The following is a 17,146-nucleotide window of genomic DNA, read 5'->3' as shown; positions in this document are numbered from 1 at the left end:
CACACAGGGCACTCGAACCGTCGCGCAGAGTTACGCTCGGATCATGCACACAAGGCGCACCCCCCGCAGAACCCGTACCGGAGCCACGCTGCTCGCCGCCGCCGCGCTCCTGGCCTCCGGCTGCTCCGCCGGGAGCACGACGAGCACCACGGGTTCCGCGAACTCGGCGGCGAAGGAGACGGCGGTGCTGGCCGCACTGCCCCGTTCCACGCCCGCGGCACTCACGCCGTACTACGAGCAGAAGCCGAAGTGGCGCGACTGCGGCGTGCCCGGCTTCCAGTGCGCCACGCTGAAGGCGCCGCTCGACTACGCCGACCCGTCCGCCGACGACGTCCGCCTCGCCGTGGCCCGGAAGAAGGCCACGGGCCCGGGGAGCGGCTGGGCTCGCTGCTGGTCAACCCCGGTGGGCCGGGCGGCTCGGCGATCGGCTACCTCCAGGCGTACGCCGGTGTCGGCTACCCGGCCGAGGTGCGCGCCCGCTACGACATGGTGGCCGTCGACCCGCGGGGCGTGGCCCGCAGCGAACCCGTCGAGTGCCTGGACGGGCCCGAGATGGACACGTACACGCAGACGGACGTCACCCCGGACGACGAGGAGGAGGCCGACACGCTGGTCGCCGCGTACCGGAAGTTCGCCGAGGGCTGCGGGGCGGACGCACCGAAGCTGCTGCGCCACGTGTCGACCGTCGAGGCGGCCCGGGACATGGACATCGTGCGGGCGGCGCTGGGCGACGAGAAGCTGAACTACGTGGGCGCCTCCTACGGCACCTTCCTCGGGGCGACGTACGCGGGGCTGTTCCCGGACCGGACGGGCCGACTGGTGCTGGACGGCGCGCTGGACCCCTCGCTGTCGGCGAGGCAGCTCAACATCGAGCAGACGGCGGGCTTCGACACGGCGTTCACCGCCTTCGCGAAGGACTGCGTGCGGCAGAAGGACTGCCCCCTCGGTGGCCGGGACACCAGCCCCGAACAGGTCGGGGAGAACCTGAAGGAGTTCTTCGACAAACTCGACGCTCAGCCGGTTCCCACCGGGGACCCCGACGGCCGCAGGCTCACCGAGTCGCTGGCGACCACCGGTGTGATCGCGGCGATGTACGACGAGGGCGCCTGGCAGCAGCTGCGCGAGGCGCTGACGGCGGCGATGAGGGAGAACGACGGCACCGGACTCCTCGCCCTCTCCGACAGCTACTACGAACGCGACGCCGAGGGCGAGTACACCAACCTGATGTTCGCCAACGCCGCCGTGAACTGCCTGGACCTCCCGCCCGCCTTCGACTCCCCGGACCAGGTACGGGACGCGCTCCCCGACTTCGAGAAGGCGTCCCCGGTCTTCGGCGAGGGCTTCGCCTGGGCCGCCCTGAACTGCGGCTACTGGCCGGTGGGCGCCACGGGCGAGCCCCAGCGCATCGAGGCGAAGGGAGCGGCCCCGATCGTGGTCGTCGGCACCACGCGCGATCCCGCGACCCCCTACCGCTGGGCGGAGTCCCTGGCCGGCCAGCTCTCCTCGGCCCGCCTCCTCACCTACGAGGGCGACGGCCACACCGCCTACGGCCGGGGCAGCGCCTGCATCGACTCCGCGATCAACACCTACCTCGTCGACGGCACCCCGCCCACGGACGGAAAGCGCTGCTCATAACCGGTGCGCCCCTCCCGGAGGCAGGCGCCCCGGCCCGCCTCCGGGGCAGGTACGAAGCACCATCGGAAACTGTGTAGACTTACCGACGTCGCTGATCGCACCATGGTGCCGGCAGCGCGCCGCCTTAGCTCAGATGGCCAGAGCAACGCACTCGTAATGCGTAGGTCTCGGGTTCGAATCCCGAAGGCGGCTCTGATGAAACCCCAGGTCAGCATGATTGACTTGGGGTTTTTTGTTCAGCGGACGCGGCGGCGGGCGCGGGCGCCGCGGCTGTCGCCGGTCTCAGTACTGGTCTCAATGGCGGGTTCCGGACGGGGCGTGAAGTGTCTCCCCTGCGACGCATCGCATCCTCCGAGAGGTGGGGGTCCGCCCTTCACGTAGCGCCGGGTCCGGCTGCTCTGTGTGTGCCGCAGGATCTCCGCGATCGTCGGCACGTCGGCTCCGAGTTCGTTCAGGAGCGTGCCGGCGGTGTGGCGGCTCTGCTGGAACCTCCGGTCGAATAGTCGCTGACCTGGGGTTTTCAGCGGGCTTCTCCCGCTTGGCGTTCTTGGCCGCCTTGCCGGTGCCGCCTTGCGGACGGTCTGATCCGTCTTGGCCTTCAGGCGGAGGAGGCAGGGCCGGACAGCCGGTGCATGACCGGCAGGGAACTGCCGCTCAACAGCAGACGCGTACGGTTGTCCCGCCCCGTGTCGCGCAGCCGCCGATAGGCGCTGTGGATGACGGAGGGCAGCTCGGGACTCTGCCGTACGAGGTCGGGGAACTCGTCGAGGACGACTGGCACAGGCCGCCGGTCACCCAGTGCGAGCAGCGCGTCGACGGCGCCTCCCAGCCAGGCCGGCGGCTGCTGGTAGACGGTGTGCCCGTGTACTGGGCGAGCTCGTCGCCCAGACGGCGCAGGGACTCGGCACGAGCAGCCTGCTGCGCCCCGAAGCAGAAGCCGCCCAGGGCTGCGGTGAGTGCCTCCAGAAGGCGCGTCCTGCCCTGCCGCAGCCGTCCCGACACCACACCGAGACCGGCACCGGGGCGGGCGGCACAGGCGACCGCGACGAGCGCGCCCCACTCGGCGTCGCGGTCGGAAATCGCCTCCGGCTTCGCGGGGTGGGATACGTCGGACGGCAACACGGCTGCTCCCCCGCTCGGCAGCGCTCCTGCCACCAGTACAACCTCGAGTGCCGGACGCCGCGACACGCACAACGTCGTGGGCTCGCGGGGGAGGGGCTGGGTGGTTTCTCCACGCTGCTGGGCTCGGTCGGGTTGACCGTGGCCGGACAGGCGAGGTGCCCTGTGGCCGTCCTCCCACGCGGATGACTCCTCCCGCTCGCCGGCGCCCGGGAACCGCCCGGTCGGTGTGCCGGACGAGGGCATGTGCCCGGCGTCAGGCGTGCAGTGCGACCGGACGGCGCCGGATCCCGACCCCGAGGCGTTCTCCATGTCTCCAGGCCCGTCCGGCGCGCGATGCAGGGGGCCCGAGGGTGTACTGGAAGTCAGCAGGATCCGTGCAGCGAGAGAGCCCGGGCGAGCGTGTGATCGACGACATGGTGGGCACACCGAGCGTCACTCCCGATGAGTCCTGCCCGTGTTCGAGGCCCTTGACCCGGAGGTCGTCCGTGTCCGGCGATGCCGCGAAGGGCGGGAACCGGTCCGGCCCGCGCCGAGGCTGGGGCACTGCGAGGGGGGTCGGGACCTGTGTGCTCGCGTCGTCCGACGGTACGAGGCGGGCGGCGCTGGGACGGAGCGGTGGTCGGAGCGGGAAAGCCGTCCTTCGGGTGACGGCTCGAGTGTTCGGGTGACGGCTTGAGCAGGGGAGAGCGCTGTGAGGGCGACGTTCGTTCTGGGACGGATCGCAGGAGTCAGGGTCGGCGTGCACTGGAGCGTGCTGTTCATTTTCGGCATCATCGCGTTCGGCCTGTCGCAGGGCCGCCTCCCGGAGACATATCCGGGGCGTGCCTGGACGGTGTACTGGGCGGCCGGCCTCTGTACCGCCGTGGTCTTCTTCGCCTCCCTGCTCGCACATGAGCTGGGGCACGCCGTCGTGGCCCGGCGCAACGGGGTCGAGGTGGACGACATCGTGCTGTGGCTGCTGGGCGGGGCGGCCCGGCTCAGGAGCGAGGCGTCCAGCCCCGGCGCGGAGCTGAGGATCGCCGGCGTCGGCCCCCTCATCAGTCTCCTGCTGGGCGGGCTCTTCGCATTCGATGCCTGGCTGCTCGAACTGGCGTCCGGGCCCGGGGTCGTGGTGGAGATGGTGGCGTGGCTGGCGGGCATCAACGTCCTCCTCGCCGTCTTCAACGCGCTGCCCGCCGCCCCGCTCGACGGCGGCAGGCTGCTGCGTGCGTTCCTGTGGTGGCGCACGGGAGACCGGCTGCGGGCGACAACCGGTGCTACCGCGGCGGGGCGGGTCTTCGGGTGGCTGCTGGTGGTCCTCGGGCTGATCGCGTTCATGCGGACCGGCATGTTCGGCGGTCTGTGGCTGGCGCTGATCGGCTGGTTCCTCATCACGACCGCCACCGCTGAGGGACGGCAGGCCCACCTGCGCGAGGCGCTCGCCGATGTCCCCGTCCGGAACGTCATGACACCCGAACCTCTCGCGGTTTCCGCGGACACCACGGTCGCGGGCTTCCTCACCGATGCGCGCTACCGCTACCGGCATTCGGCGTTCCCGGTGACCGAGGACGGGGCCCCGGTCGGGCTGGTGACCCTCGACAGCGCCCGAAAGGTGCCGCAGGCCGAGGCCCATGCCGTGGCGGTGAGGGAGGTGATGGTGCCGCTGTCGCAGACCACGGTGGTCGGGCCGGACGGCCCGCTGGCGGATCTGCTGCCGCGCATGGAGCCGGGCGCCGAGCACCGGGTCCTGGTCGTGGAGGACGGCAGGCTGGTCGGAATCGTCTCGCTCTCGGACGTCAGCCGTACGGTGACCTGGCTGATGAACACCGCTCCCGGGCAGCGAGGTGGTCCGTGACCGTGGGAGGTGGTCCGTGACCGTGGCCCGACGGTGTCGGGCCACGGTCACGGCGGGTGGGTGCCCGCCTGGGTTCGTTCACCCGTTTCCGGACGAGTGTGGTCCGGGCCGGCGGGCCGCGGGCCTGGTGCGGCGGGTTCGCCGAAGGCCTGCGGAAACCGGCCGGTGAGCGGCGCGCCATGCGCCGGCGGACGGTGTGGCGGCTGACGCGACTGGGACGGCCGCCGGTGATCCGACCTGCCGGGGAAGACCGCCGCACGGCAGGCGCTCACCCCCGAGGTCTCACTTGGCGTCCGCGTAGCACTCCACCACCGCCGTCGTGAACGGGAACCGCACCGGCGTCTGTCCGAACGTCAGCCGGCCCGCCAGGACCGCGGCGTCCCGGATCGCCTCCACCACCGTCTGCGCCTCCTTCTCGGGGCAGTGCACGATCACCTCGTCGTGCTGGAAGAAGACCAGTTCGGCGGCCATGCCCGTCAAGGTCTGCCGCAGTGCGGCGAGCAGGAGCAGGGTCCAGTCGGCGGCGCTGCCCTGAACGACGAAGTTGCGGGTGAAGCGGCCCCTCGCGCGGGCGTTCGTCGAGGCGTAGCCCGGCATCCACTGCCGGGGGGTGTCGGGTTCCTGCTCCGCCTCGGCCTCCACGCCCGGGATGCCCGCCTCCTCCACCGCGTCGTCCGTCGCACGGGCCGCGGGCGGGCAGGTGCGGCCGAGCCAGGTCCGTACGAGCCTGCCCTCCTCGCCCGCACGGGCGGCCTCGTCGACGTACGCCACCGCCTTGGGGAAGCGGCGTCTGAGGGCGGCGAGGTTCTTCAGGCCGTCGCCGGAGGTCTGGCCGTAGACCGCGCCGAGGACGGCGAGCTTCGCCTGCGCGCGGTCGCCGGAGAAGGCGCGGTCCGACACCGACTGGTAGAGGTCGGTCTCCCGGCCGGCCACCTCCATCAGCCCGGGGTCGCGGGAGATCGCCGCCAGGACGCGCGGCTCCAGCTGGTCGGCGTCGGCGACGACCAGCCGCCAGCCCGGGTCGGCGACCACCGCGCGGCGGATCACCTTGGGGATCTGCAGCGCGCCCCCGCCGTTGGTCACCCAACGGCCCGTCACCGTCCCACCTGCCAGGAACTCGGGCCGGAAGCGACCGTCGCACACCCAGTCCTGGAGCCAGGACCAGCCGTGGGCGACCCGGATGCGGTACAGCTTCTTGTACTCGATCAGCGGCTTGACCGCCGGATGGTCGAGGGACTCGAGCTCCCATCGGCGGGTCGAGGAGACCTTGATCCCGGCCTGCGCGAACGCCTTGACGACGTCGGCGGGCAGGTCGGGCCGCACCCGGCGGCCGAAGGCGGCGGACACCTCGTCGGCGAGCTCGGCGAGCCTGCGCGGTTCGCCGCCGCCCGCGTACCGCTCGCCGAGGAGGTCATGCAGGACCGCGCGGTGCACGTCCGCCCGCCAGGGCAGCCCCGCGCGGTTCATCTCGGCGGCGACGAGCGTCCCCGCCGACTCGGCGGCCACGAGCAGCCGCATCCTGTCCGGGTGTGCGGTCGCCTCGATCCGGCGCTGCTGCTCGGCGTAGACCGCCAGGAGGTCCTCCAGCGGGACGTGCGCCTCCTGAGGTTCGAAGAGGGACGACTGCGCACTCGGCCCGGCCGAGCGCTGCGGCGGATCGGGCGGTACGGGGCCGCCGCGCAGCCGGGCCAGGGCGGCCGCGGCCGAACGGGGCTCCCCGTACCGCCCCTCGTGACCGAGCAGGAGTGTCTCGGCGGCCTCGATGTCGTAGCACCGCTCCACTCGCACCCCCGTGGCGAGCAGGCGCGGATGGACCTCGGCGGTGGACCGCCACACCCACCGCGTGACGCCGGGACGGCTCCGCACGGCCTCGGCGGGATCCGCCTCCCGCCGCACCGGAGCGGCGGGCAGCCCGTCCGGACCGAGGGGGGCGACGTCCACGCCACCGTCCTCGGCCGGAGCGAGCGCCCACCGGTCGGTCATGCCGCGAGTGTGGCAGGGAGGTCTGACAATGCCCCCGTGTCCGGGTATCCCTGTCCCCTGTGTCCGGGGCACCCTGTCCCCTGTGCCTGGGCGCCCCTGTGCCCCTGTCTCTGGATGCCCGGGTCAGCCCTGTTCGGGCTCGGGCTTCGTGGGCTGTCCGTCCGCCGCCTCCGGTTCCTGGGTCTCCAGGAACTGCGCCAGCAGCTCGGTGACGTACCGCTCGGTGGTGGTCTTGTCGATGCCGAGGCCGCTGAGGACGCCCTCGCCGTTCTCGTGCTCCAGCAGGGCGAGCAGGAGGTGTTCGGTGCCGACGTAGTGGTGGCCGAGGCGGAGGGCCTCGCGGAAGGTGAGTTCCAGGACCTTCTTGGCCGCCGAGCCGTACGGCACCAGTTCGGGGGCCTCTTCGACGGCCGGCGGGAGCAGCGCGGCCGCGGCCTCGCGGACCGCTTCCAGGGTGACGCCCTGCTCGGTGATCGCCTTCGCGGCCAGGCCGCCCGGCTCGGCCAGCAGGCCGAGGACCAGGTGCTCGGGCAGGCCCTCGGCGTTGCGCGCGGCCTTGGACTCGTTGTGCGCGGCCATCACCACGTTGCGGGCGCGGGGCGTGTAGCGGTTGAAGCCCTCGTTCGGGTCGAGGACGGCCGATTCCTTCGTCACGAAACGCTTCTGGGCTGCCTGCCGGGTGACGCCCATGCTCTTGCCGATGTCCGTCCAGGAGGCGCCCGAGCGCCGGGCCTGGTCCACGAAGTGGCCGATCAGGTGGTCTGCCACGTCGCCGAGGTGTTCTCCCGCGAGCACCGCGTCCTGAAGCTGCTGGAGAGGCTCCTCGTGGACCTTCTTGATGGCCGCGATGAGGTCGTCGAGGCGTACGGATGACTTGATGCCGGGGTTCGTCGTCATGTGTCAACCGTAAGTTGACAGTGGAAGGGCGTCAACCGCGAGTTGACACGCGGGTGCGGTCGGGCCGAGGGTTCGGCGGGAGAGGGGGGCATGGCACGATCGGCCCGTGAGTACGTCCAGCACCGTCGACCGCGCCTTCCGGACCGCCCTGTACGCCACCACCGACGACGCCCTCGACACCGGCGCGTCCCTGCTCGCCTCCGATCCGGCGGCGGACGCCGAACTCGCCCGGCGGGGCGAGGAGTTCGTGGCGACAGCCTGGCGGCGCGGCTGGCAGCCCGCCGACGTCGTACGGATCGTCCGGCGCGAACTGGACGACGTACACGTACGGCTGGTCTCGGCGCTGATCCGCGCACAGGCACCGCGCGACCGGCCCCGCGGCCCCCGTTGGCACGCCCAGCTCGCCGATCTCGGCGACCGCGAGGACCGCGAGACCGCTCCCGCGCGGCGCACCGACCGCTTCTCACACGCCACTGCCGCACTGGAGCTGTACCGGTTGCTGCTGCGCCTGCCCGCCCTCGAACCCCTCGATGAGCCCGACGGGGGCGCGGCGGGGAGCGAGGGAGCCGGGGGACGGGCTCACCCGCGCGGGAACGGCGCCCGGAGTCCCGCATGCTGGGCCGCATCCGCGCGCTGCTGGCCAAGGCGGAGGCGACCGGGTTCCCGGAAGAGGCGGAGGCACTCACCGCCAAGGCGCAGGAGCTGAGGGCACGGCACAGTGTCGACGAGGCGCTGCTCGCGGCGCGGGCCCCCTCGGCGACGGCTCCGGGCGCGTGCCGGATCGGGGTGGAGCCGCCGTACGAACAGACCAAGGCCGTGCTGCTGGACACGATCGCCACCGCGAACCACTGCCGGGCCGTGTGGCACGAGGCCCTCGGCTTCTCCACCGTGGTCGGCTTCGCCTCCGACCTGGAGGCGGTCGAACTCCTCCACGCCTCACTGCTCGTGCAGGCCGGTACGGCCATGACGAAGGCGGAAGCGGCTCAGCAGGCCGGGGGACGCAAGCGGACCAAGACCTTCCGGCAGTCCTTCCTCGCGGCCTACGTCCACCGCGTGGGCGCACGTCTCGCGGCTGCCGCCGAGGGCCGGGTGACGGACGACGCGCTCCCGGTGCTCGCCTCCCGCGACGTCGCGGTCACCGAGCGGCTGGACCGCCTGTTCCCGGAGACGACGACCACCCGGCTGCGTGGGGTGAGCGACGTGGCGGGATGGGAGGAGGGCGCGCGGGCGGCGGACGACGCTCAGGTCGAAGCGCGCGGACGGCTTCCCTGAACCGGGGCCCGCTCAGTCCCCCGACCGCTGGAAGGCGCCGACGGTCGCGTCGGCCGCCGTGCCTCCGCTCTCGTTCCCGCCCTCGCCCAGGTTCGCCACCGGGCCGTACGACCAGCGGAATTCGCGGGTGGCGGAGTCGCCGGGGAGGCCGATCTCCAGGGTCTTCGCGTCCAGGCTCCGGCCCGCGCCCTCCGGTCCGCGCACGTAGCTGATCGTGAAGGAGGCGGACTCGCCCTCGGCCAGGGTCAGCTTCTGTGCCGTGGCGCCCTCGGCCGGCGCCAGCGTGATGGGCTCGCCTCCGGCCACCAGGCTCACCTCGGGGAAGCCGTCCAGGGTGCAGGCGGCGCTCTGGTTGGTGAGGCTGACGGGGACTTCACCGGTGTCGCCGGCTGCCGGGGCGACGCTGGCGGGGCCGGCTTCCATGTTCACCGTCGCGAGCGAACAGGCGTCGCTCGCCTGCTTCGCGTCGTTCTTCGCCCCGTCACCACCGCCCTCGCCGCCGCAGGCGGTCAGCAGGAGGAGGGCGGTGACGATGATCGGCATGGCGCGCATGAGAATTCCCCTGGGGTCGTGGAGCAGCCCACAGATCATCACACCCCGGGGAGCCCTCTCGGCGCACCCGGAGGGCAGGGGCCCTCACGGCAGGCCCTACGACCTCAGCCCCGCGGTCGGCAGCCCCGTCGGCAGTTGGCCGCCCTCGGCCTTGGTGAACGTCTCGGTGCCGAGGGAACTCTCCCAGGTGACCTTCAGGGTGGAGCCACTCAGGGAGTCGACCGTGCCGTTCGCCCGATCCGCCTTGCCGTCCGCGCACTTCAGTCTGATCGTCGAGGCGGCCCCGGCGTCCTCCCTCGCGGTGCCACTGCACACGGTGCCGCCCGTGGCGAAGAGGGCCGCCTGGTCGCCGGTGAACACCAGGGCCACGGCCTTGCCCTCGGCCGTGGTGAGCCAGCTGCCCTCCAGCTCGCCCGCGGGGGCGCTGCTCGCGTCCGAACCGCCGGACCCGGTGCCGCCACCGGACTCGGGGGCGGTCGTGGTGGACGGCGTGGCGCTGGGCACGGAGTCGTCGCCGGAGCCGCCGTCCCCGCCGCACCCGGTGAGCACGAGCGCGCCGGCCAGTCCCATGGCCGCGCACGCGATCCGCATGCGCCGGCCCGACACGGTGCACGCCCCTGCAATACCCTGATCCACCGATGTCACCGCAAGCCCCCTAGCTGTCGCCGGCTCCGTCGGCCGGAACGACCGCAGACAGCTAACAGGACGTACCCGGCGCCCCACCAGCCCCGGTGACACACCCCGCACCGAAAAGAGACCGCTTGCAGGACTATGCAGGCCACGGAAGGACACACGAAAACACGCGAGGGAACATGAGGGCCCTCGGATGCGTCTCTCTTCCAAGCGGGGGTTCGGCGGACCCGGCGGCAACGCCGTAACCGCAGGAGTACCCCGCGTGCACGTGCATCTGTCCATGCATTTGCACATGAACAAAGCTATGATCCGGATCAGTTGACCACTGCATCAATGGCCACACCAGACAGTGCACACCGGGGAGCGATCTGTGGACCACGACGTGTGCGACGGCGACGTGTACGACGGCGCCGACGCGTTCCGCGTGTACAACGGCATGGCGGCCACCAGGCTGGACGGCGTGGCCTGGCAGAAGAGCCGGCACAGCAACTCGCAGGGGTCCTGCGTGGAGTTCGCCCGGCTGCCCGGGGGTGAGGTGGCCGTGCGCAACTCCCGCTTTCCCGAGGGGCCCGCGCTCGTCTACACCCGTGCGGAGATCGAGGCGATGCTGCTCGGCGTCAAGGACGGCGAGTTCGACCACCTCGTCGTCGGCTGACCCGGTCGCCTTCCACGCCCCGTTCCGGGGCGGTGACGCGTGGAGCGAGGACGTGGCGTCCACGTGTGCCGCGTCACGTCACACGGCGGGACCGCGGAGCCGGAACAGGGCCCAGACCACCTTGCCGCCGAATGCCCCCGTCATCGGCTGCCAGCCCCAGCTGTCGCTGAACGATTCGACCAGCAGCAGCCCGCGGCCCGACTCGGCGGAGAAGTCGTTCGCCTCACCGGTGACGGGACTGTCGTGGCTGGGATCGCGCACCGCGCACACCAACCGCCCGGTCCACCGCATCAGATGCAGCCGCACCGGCGGTTCCTGCTCCGTCAGCCGCGGCGCTTCGGCCGGCAGGCCGTGCCGCAGGGCGTTGGTCACCAGCTCGGAGACGACCAGGCACACGTCGCCGAAACGGTCGCCCATGTCCCACTGCTCGCAGGTTTTCCGGGTGAACCGGCGTGCCTCGCGCACCGCTTCGTAGCGGGCCGGGAGGGAGCAGGAGGCGGCGTCGGACACGGTCGCGGGGTCCAGCGGCGGAAGGCCCTGCCGTAACGGCTCGAGCATGGTCGATCCATTCGTCCCCATGCGAGGCACTCCCGGAATTCGCGGTCGTAGCGATACGGCGGTGGTGCGAAGGCCATGGTTTCCGATGCGTACGGCGGATGCAAGGGCAGATGCACGTGCAGCTGACCGAAATGGGCCCTCCCGTACCGCTTGTTGGTCAATTTTTCCGCCATCTTTTCGCCTCCTCGGCCTCACTTGTTGCCTGAACCGTGCTCCTTCCTGAACGAAACCCCTGGCGCGATTCCGTTTCCGTAACCGGGCGAGTACTGCTCGGAGTGTTTTAGTGGCAGACTTCGGGCCCTGGCAGACGTTGGGGAGGCTGGCGAACGTGAGCGCGGGAGAGCCGGGATCAGTGGTGCGGCGCATGCTGCTCGGATCACAACTCAGGCGACTGCGTGAGGCTCGGGGGATCACGCGAGAGGCCGCGGGTTATTCGATCCGCGCCTCCGAATCGAAGATCAGCCGGATGGAATTGGGCCGGGTGAGCTTCAAGACCAGGGACGTGGAGGACCTGCTGACGCTGTACGGCATCGCGGACGAGCAGGAGCGCTCCTCGCTCCTCTCCCTGGCCCGGGAGGCCAATGTCGCGGGCTGGTGGCACAGTTACTCGGACGTGTTGCCCAGCTGGTTCCCCACCTATGTGGGTCTCGAGGGTGCCGCCGCGCTGATCAGGGCGTACGAAGTGCAGTTCGTGCACGGCCTGTTGCAGACCGAGGAATACGCGCGCGCGGTGGTCCGGCGCGGCATGCAGGGTGCGGGCGAGGCCGACGTCGAACGGCGGGTGGCGCTGCGCCTGGAGCGGCAGAAGTACCTGGTCTCCGAGAACGCCCCCGAGTTCCACGTCGTCCTCGACGAGGCCGCGCTGCGCCGCCCGTACGGGGACCGCCAGGTGATGCGGGGTCAGCTCCAGCATCTGATAGAGGTCTCCGAACGGGCCAATGTCCGGCTGCAGGTCATGCCGTTCGGTCTCGGCGGCCACTCCGGTGAGTCCGGCGCGTTCACCATCCTCAGCTTCCCCGAGTCCGATCTGTCGGACGTCGTGTACATGGAACAGCTGACGAGCGCGCTGTACCTCGACAAGGCCGAGGACGTCGCCCAGTACGAGAAGACGCTCAAGGAACTCCAGCAGGACAGTCCGGGTCCGTCGGAGAGCCGGGACCTTCTCCGAGGACTCCTTCAACTCTCCTGAAACACAAGTACGATGGCGCCCTATCAGGAGCGTGGGGCCGACCGGGGCGGGCCCGCTTCGGCAGCGAGGGATCAAGGGGTTGAGGGATCGCATGTCGTCGTACTTCACCGACCTGGCTCAGCAGTACATCGACGGTGAGTGGCGCCCGGGGACCGGTTCCTGGGACATCATCGACTTCGATCCGTACGACGACGAGAAGCTGGCGTCGATCACGATAGCCACCGTCGACGAGGTCGACGAGGCGTACCGGGCGGCGGCCCGTGCGCAGAAGAAGTGGGCGGCGACCAACCCGTACGCCCGCCGCGCGGTGTTCGAGAAGGCGCTCAGGCTGGTCGAGGAGCGCGAGGAGGAGATCTCCGACGCGATCGTCGCCGAACTCGGCGGTACGCGCCTGAAGGCCGCCTTCGAGCTCCACCTCGCCAAGGAGTTCCTGCGCGAGGCGGTGCACCTGGCGCTGAGCCCGGCGGGCCGGATCATCCCCTCGCCGGTGGACGGCAAGGAGAACCGCGTCTATCGGGTGCCCGTCGGCGTCGTGGGCGTGATCAGCCCCTTCAACTTCCCGTTCCTGCTGTCGCTGAAGTCGGTCGCTCCGGCGCTGGCGCTCGGCAACGGCGTGGTGCTCAAGCCGCACCAGAACACCCCGATCGTCGGCGGCTCGCTGATCGCCAGGATCTTCGAGGACGCCGGCCTGCCGGGCGGCCTGCTGAACGTCGTGATCACGGACATCGCGGAGATCGGCGACGCCTTCCTGGAGCACCCGGTCCCGAAGGTCATCTCCTTCACCGGCTCCGACAAGGTCGGCCGCCATGTCGCCACCGTCTGCGCCTCCCTGTTCAAGCGCTCGGTCCTCGAACTCGGCGGCAACAGCGCGCTGGTGGTCCTCGACGACGCGGACGTCGACTACGCCGTCGACGCGGCCGTCTTCAGCCGGTACGTCCACCAGGGACAGGTCTGCATGGCCGCCAACCGCGTGCTGGTGGACCGCTCGGTGGCCGACGAGTTCACCGAGAAGTTCGTCACCAAGGTCAAGTCCCTCAAGGCCGGCGACCCGCGCGACCCCGCGACCGTCATCGGCCCGGTGATCAACTCGCAGCAGGCGGACGCCCTGGCCGGTGTCGTCGAGCAGGCGCTCGCCGAGGGCGCGACCGCGCTGGTGCACGGCACGCGGACCGACAACCTGGTCGAGCCGTCCGTGCTCACCGGCGTCCCCGCCGACTCGGCCCTGCTCCAGCAGGAGGTGTTCGGCCCGGTCGTCTTCCTCGTCCCGTTCGACGGGGAGGAGGAGGCCGTCCGCCTCGTCAACGACACCCCGTACGGGCTGAGCGGGGCCGTGCACACCGGTGACATCGAGCGCGGGGTGAACTTCGCCAAGCAGATCGACACCGGCATGTTCCATGTGAACGACGGCACCGTGCACGACGAGCCGATCGTCCCCTTCGGAGGCGAGAAGCATTCGGGCATCGGTCGGCTGAACGGCGACACGATGCTGGACGCGTTCACCACGATGAAGTGGATCTCGGTGCAGCACGGCCGCAGCGGGTTCCCGTTCTAGCTCGGCCGTGGGCCCGTCCGGGCCGGGGCGACCCGCGGAAAATCCTCCGGTGCCGGGCCATTGAGGAAGGAATCTGTCCTCAATGGCCCACAGCGTCGTCTGTGTCGGGACAGGAAGTCCCGGCGCCATTCGGCGAAAGGCGGACCGGTCGTGGTCACTCACGTGGGTCCGAGGAGCGAGGCGACGAGCGGGGGAGCGCTCCTGGCCTTCATCGCCGAGCAGCGCGGCGGCATCCGACGGGCGCTGCTCGCCTCACGGACGAGCAGGCCTCCTCCCGCCCCAGCGCCGGCGAACTGTCCCTGGCCGGGTTGCTCAAACACGTCGCCGAGGTCGAGCAGGGCTGGATCGCCCGGGCCAAGGGTGAGCCGCCGGCCGTCCACCGGGACGAGTCGAACTGGCACGAGTGCTTCCGGACGGTCGGCGACGAGACCGTGGAGTCCTGTCTCGCGCACTACGAGAAGGTGGCCGCCGAGACGGAGTCGTTCATCCGGGCGGTGCCCAGCCTCGACGACACCTTCCTGCTGGCGAAGACGTCCTGGAACCCGAAGGACGAGTGGCTCTCGAGGCGCTGGCTGTGTCTGCACCTGATCCGCGAGACCGCCCGGCACGCCGGCCACGCCGACATCATCCGCGAATCCCTGGACGGGGCCACGGCCTTCGAACTGGTCGCCAAGGAGCAGGGCAGCTCCGGGGAGTGAGCTGTGGCGTCCTACGCTGGACCGCATGTCAGCGATCCGTCTCCTCGTGCTCGGCGCGGTGCGCCAGCACGGGCGGGCCCACGGCTACCAGGTGCGCAACGACCTGGAGTACTGGGGCGCGCACGAGTGGTCCAACGCCAAGCCCGGCTCGATCTACCACGCCCTGAAGCAGATGGCGAAGCAAGGACTGCTGTACGCGCACGAGATCGCGCCCTCGACGGCCGGCGGCCCCCCGCGCACCGAGTACGAGATCACCGCGGCGGGCGACGAGGAGTACTTCACGCTGCTGCGGGAGGCCCTCGTCGCCTACGACCAGAAGATGGACGTGAAGTCGGCGGCCATCGGCTTCGTCGTGGATCTGCCGCGGCAGGAGGCGACGGCGCTGCTCAAGGAGCGGACCCGACGCATCGAGGAGTGGCGGGCCGCGGTCACCGAGCACTACGTGCCCGAGGGCGGTCCCGAGCCGCTGGGGCACATCGGCGAGGTCATGAACCTGTGGATCCACACGGCCGACGCCGAGGCCGAGTGGACCAGGGGGCTGATCGGGCGGATCGAGGCGGGGGCCTACACCTTCGCCGGGGAGGGCGAGCCGTTCGTCGGCGTCCTGGCCGAGGACCAGGAGAACCCGTACGCGACGGGGGAGCGGCACCCGGGGGACGAGCGCTGAGGCGCCCACCCACTCATTGATCAAGTTTGACTGACGAGCTTGGCGGTGTTTACCTTCGGAAGCATGTAGTCAAGTTTGACTAGCAAGGGAGTCCCGGTGGCCGACACGGCGATCACCGTCGAGGAAGCACGCAAGACGTACGGCGGGAAGAACACGAAGAACGGCAGGTCCGCGCTGGACGGGCTCGACCTCACGGTCGCGCGCGGCACGGTGCACGGAGTGCTCGGCCCGAACGGCGCGGGCAAGACCACCCTGGTCCGGATCCTGGCCACCCTGCTGCGGCCCGACGCGGGCCGGATCGAGGTGGCGGGCCACGACGTGGTGCGCGAGGCGTACGCGGTACGCCTGCGCATCGGCCTGCTCGGGCAGCACGCGGCGCTCGACGAGGAACTCGGCGGCCGGCAGAACCTCGAACTGTTCGGCCGCCTGCACCACCTGGGCGCGCGACGCGCACGCGCGCGCGCCGACGAACTCCTGGCGCGCTTCGACCTCGCCGGAACCGGCCGCAAGGCGGTACGGCAGTACAGCGGAGGCATGCGGCGCCGCCTGGACCTCGCCGCCTCCCTGATCACCGAACCGGAGGTGCTCTTCCTGGACGAACCGACCACCGGCCTGGACCCGCGCGGCCGCGCGGAGGTGTGGGACTCGGTCCGCTCCCTGGTCGACGGCGGTACGACCGTCCTGCTCACCACCCAGTACCTGGAGGAGGCCGACCAACTCGCCGACCGCATCTCGGTCGTGGACGCCGGCCGGGTCATCGCCGACGGCACGGCGGACGAGCTCAAGGCGGCCATCGGCGGCGACCGCGTCGACGTCGTCCTGCGGGACGCCGGGCAGTTGGGCGCGGCCGTCGCCCTGCTGCCCGTACCGGAGGACCGGATCACCGTGGACACCGATCGCCGACTGCTGAGCGCCCCGGTCACCGACCGCATGGCGGCCCTGGCCGGGATCGTCCGCGTACTGGAGGAGGCGGGCATCCAGGCAGAGGACATCGCGCTCAGGCGCCCGACGCTCGACGAGGTGTTCCTGCGGCTCACCGGACACGACGACCGAGTGAAGGAGACCGCGTGACCACCCACGCACTGACCGACTCCTGGACCATGACCCGCCGCGAACTCGCCCGCTGGGGGCGGCAGCCGGTGGCGGTGGTGGTGAACCTGGTCTTCCCCGTGATGCTGCTGCTGATGTTCGGCTACCTGGTCGGCGGCGGCCGGGGCGTGAGCGGCGACTACCTCGACTACCTGGTCCCCGGCATGCTCGCGCTCACCATGGCCTTCGGTCTGGAGGGCACGATGGTCGCCGTCACCCAGGACCTGAACAAGGGCGTCGTCGACCGCTTCCGCTCGATGCCCATGGCGGGCGGCGCGGTCCTGGTGGGTCGTTCCGCCGCCGACATGCTGCAGTCGGCGATCGGCCTGGCGGTGCTTCTGGCCGTCGCCGCCGCGCTCGGCTGGCGTACCGACGGTGGCCCGGCCGGGTTCCTGGGCGCCGTGGGGCTGCTCCTGCTGTTCCGTTTCGCGATGCTGTGGATCGGCATCCACCTGGCGCTGGTGGCGGGGAGGCCCGAACTGGTGCAGGCGGTGCAGATCCTGGTCTGGCCGGTCGGTTTCCTGTCCAACGCCTTCGCCGCGCCCGAGTCCATGCCCGGCTGGCTCGGCACGGTCGTCCAGTGGAACCCGATGTCCCAGACGGCCACGGCCGTACGCGATCTGTTCGGCAGCCCCGGCGGCGAGCCGGGGCACGTGTGGGCGGCCGTCGTATGGCCCCTGGCACTGCTCGCCGTGTTCTTCCCGCTGGCGGTACGCAGGTTCGCGCGGCTCAGCCGTTAGGGCAGGACCTGGTCCTGGGCAGGGGTTGACGGACAAGGGGTGCTTGTCGCGCCGAGGATCATCGTGCGGC

Annotated in this window: 13 protein-coding genes, 1 tRNA gene and 4 pseudogenes; 12 read left to right on the top strand and 6 right to left on the bottom strand. The window is 71.2% G+C overall.

Features of this window, described 5'->3' with window-relative positions:
- Nucleotides 1-43 precede the first annotated feature (43 nt).
- A pseudogene (locus tag WJ438_RS18560) lies at nt 44-1,635 on the top strand (alpha/beta hydrolase).
- Nucleotides 1,636-1,753: 118 nt separating this feature from the next.
- Nucleotides 1,754-1,827, top strand: a tRNA-Thr gene (locus tag WJ438_RS18555).
- A 406-nt stretch (nt 1,828-2,233) separates the two neighbouring features.
- On the opposite strand, the gene WJ438_RS18550 is transcribed toward WJ438_RS18555, so the two are convergent.
- Nucleotides 2,234-2,416: a hypothetical protein gene (locus WJ438_RS18550; RefSeq protein ID WP_406726243.1), complete on the bottom strand. Its 183-nt coding sequence runs from the start codon at nt 2,414-2,416 to the stop codon at nt 2,234-2,236.
- A gap of 1,032 nt (nt 2,417-3,448) precedes the next feature.
- On the opposite strand from WJ438_RS18550, the gene WJ438_RS18545 reads away from it, so the two are divergent.
- Complete coding sequence (locus tag WJ438_RS18545; protein WP_406726242.1) at nt 3,449-4,591, top strand: site-2 protease family protein; 1,143 nt, start codon at nt 3,449-3,451, stop codon at nt 4,589-4,591.
- 110 nt (nt 4,592-4,701) lie between these two features.
- Nucleotides 4,702-4,824, top strand: a pseudogene (locus tag WJ438_RS18540) (glycosyltransferase family 2 protein); the annotation flags it as partial.
- Nucleotides 4,825-4,873: 49 nt separating this feature from the next.
- Here the strand turns inward: WJ438_RS18540 and WJ438_RS18535 are convergent.
- A complete protein-coding gene (locus WJ438_RS18535) occupies nt 4,874-6,574 on the bottom strand; it encodes a bifunctional 3'-5' exonuclease/DNA polymerase (RefSeq protein ID WP_406726241.1) in 1,701 nt (566 codons plus the stop codon).
- Nucleotides 6,575-6,697: 123 nt separating this feature from the next.
- Nucleotides 6,698-7,471, bottom strand: a complete 774-nt coding sequence (locus WJ438_RS18530) for a Clp protease N-terminal domain-containing protein (protein ID WP_406726240.1) — start codon at nt 7,469-7,471, stop codon at nt 6,698-6,700.
- A gap of 106 nt (nt 7,472-7,577) precedes the next feature.
- Between WJ438_RS18530 and WJ438_RS18525 the strand changes: the two are divergent.
- Nucleotides 7,578-8,743 (top strand): annotated as a pseudogene (locus WJ438_RS18525) (DUF2786 domain-containing protein).
- 12 nt (nt 8,744-8,755) lie between these two features.
- On the opposite strand, the gene WJ438_RS18520 reads toward WJ438_RS18525, so the two are convergent.
- A complete protein-coding gene (locus WJ438_RS18520; RefSeq protein WP_406726239.1) occupies nt 8,756-9,295 on the bottom strand; it encodes a DUF4232 domain-containing protein in 540 nt (179 codons plus the stop codon).
- Nucleotides 9,296-9,391: 96 nt separating this feature from the next.
- On the bottom strand, nt 9,392-9,886 hold the full coding sequence (locus WJ438_RS18515; RefSeq protein ID WP_406726238.1) for a hypothetical protein: 495 nt from the start codon (nt 9,884-9,886) through the stop codon (nt 9,392-9,394).
- A 412-nt stretch (nt 9,887-10,298) separates the two neighbouring features.
- Here WJ438_RS18515 and WJ438_RS18510 point away from each other — a divergent pair, with 412 nt between their 5' ends.
- The gene (locus WJ438_RS18510; RefSeq protein WP_406726237.1) at nt 10,299-10,583 is read left to right on the top strand and encodes a DUF397 domain-containing protein; all 285 of its coding nucleotides are present in this window, start codon (nt 10,299-10,301) and stop codon (nt 10,581-10,583) included.
- A gap of 78 nt (nt 10,584-10,661) precedes the next feature.
- Here the strand turns inward: WJ438_RS18510 and WJ438_RS18505 are convergent, their stop codons facing one another.
- Nucleotides 10,662-11,141 (bottom strand): ATP-binding protein, encoded by a 480-nt coding sequence (locus WJ438_RS18505; protein ID WP_406726236.1) that lies wholly within the window; start codon nt 11,139-11,141, stop codon nt 10,662-10,664.
- A gap of 364 nt (nt 11,142-11,505) precedes the next feature.
- Here WJ438_RS18505 and WJ438_RS18500 point away from each other — a divergent pair, with 364 nt between their 5' ends.
- From WJ438_RS18500 to WJ438_RS18475, 6 genes and pseudogenes are all read left to right on the top strand, one after another.
- Nucleotides 11,506-12,330, top strand: coding sequence for a helix-turn-helix domain-containing protein (locus tag WJ438_RS18500; protein WP_406729728.1), 825 nt, complete (start codon nt 11,506-11,508; stop codon nt 12,328-12,330).
- Nucleotides 12,331-12,421: 91 nt separating this feature from the next.
- Nucleotides 12,422-13,882, top strand: coding sequence for an aldehyde dehydrogenase family protein (locus tag WJ438_RS18495; RefSeq protein ID WP_406726235.1), 1,461 nt, complete (start codon nt 12,422-12,424; stop codon nt 13,880-13,882).
- 150 nt (nt 13,883-14,032) lie between these two features.
- Nucleotides 14,033-14,580 (top strand): annotated as a pseudogene (locus WJ438_RS18490) (DinB family protein).
- Nucleotides 14,581-14,605: 25 nt separating this feature from the next.
- Complete coding sequence (locus tag WJ438_RS18485) at nt 14,606-15,247, top strand: PadR family transcriptional regulator (RefSeq protein WP_406726234.1); 642 nt, start codon at nt 14,606-14,608, stop codon at nt 15,245-15,247.
- Nucleotides 15,248-15,343: 96 nt separating this feature from the next.
- Nucleotides 15,344-16,318, top strand: a complete 975-nt coding sequence (locus WJ438_RS18480) for an ATP-binding cassette domain-containing protein (protein ID WP_406726233.1) — start codon at nt 15,344-15,346, stop codon at nt 16,316-16,318.
- A complete protein-coding gene (locus WJ438_RS18475) occupies nt 16,315-17,076 on the top strand; it encodes an ABC transporter permease (RefSeq protein WP_406726232.1) in 762 nt (253 codons plus the stop codon). Before WJ438_RS18480 ends, WJ438_RS18475 begins: the two co-directional genes overlap by 4 nt.
- Nucleotides 17,077-17,146 lie beyond the last annotated feature (70 nt).

The organism is Streptomyces sp. GD-15H (assembly GCF_045291515.1).
Lineage (GTDB): Bacteria > Actinomycetota > Actinomycetes > Streptomycetales > Streptomycetaceae > Streptomyces.
Note: the sequence above shows the minus strand (reverse complement) of the source record. Positions and strands in the feature narration are given on the sequence as shown.

What these genes read in the sequence shown, in the direction of transcription:
- WJ438_RS18535 (WP_406726241.1), bottom strand. Translation starts at nt 6,574, where the DNA reads ATGACCGACCGGTGGGCGCTCGCTCCGGCCGAGGACGGTGGCGTGGAC.
- WJ438_RS18530 (WP_406726240.1), bottom strand. Translation starts at nt 7,471, where the DNA reads ATGACGACGAACCCCGGCATCAAGTCATCCGTACGCCTCGACGACCTC.
- WJ438_RS18520 (WP_406726239.1), bottom strand. Translation starts at nt 9,295, where the DNA reads ATGCGCGCCATGCCGATCATCGTCACCGCCCTCCTCCTGCTGACCGCC.
- WJ438_RS18515 (WP_406726238.1), bottom strand. Translation starts at nt 9,886, where the DNA reads ATGCGGATCGCGTGCGCGGCCATGGGACTGGCCGGCGCGCTCGTGCTC.
- WJ438_RS18505 (WP_406726236.1), bottom strand. Translation starts at nt 11,141, where the DNA reads ATGCTCGAGCCGTTACGGCAGGGCCTTCCGCCGCTGGACCCCGCGACC.
- WJ438_RS18500 (WP_406729728.1), top strand. Translation starts at nt 11,506, where the DNA reads ATGCTGCTCGGATCACAACTCAGGCGACTGCGTGAGGCTCGGGGGATC.
- WJ438_RS18495 (WP_406726235.1), top strand. Translation starts at nt 12,422, where the DNA reads ATGTCGTCGTACTTCACCGACCTGGCTCAGCAGTACATCGACGGTGAG.
- WJ438_RS18485 (WP_406726234.1), top strand. Translation starts at nt 14,606, where the DNA reads ATGTCAGCGATCCGTCTCCTCGTGCTCGGCGCGGTGCGCCAGCACGGG.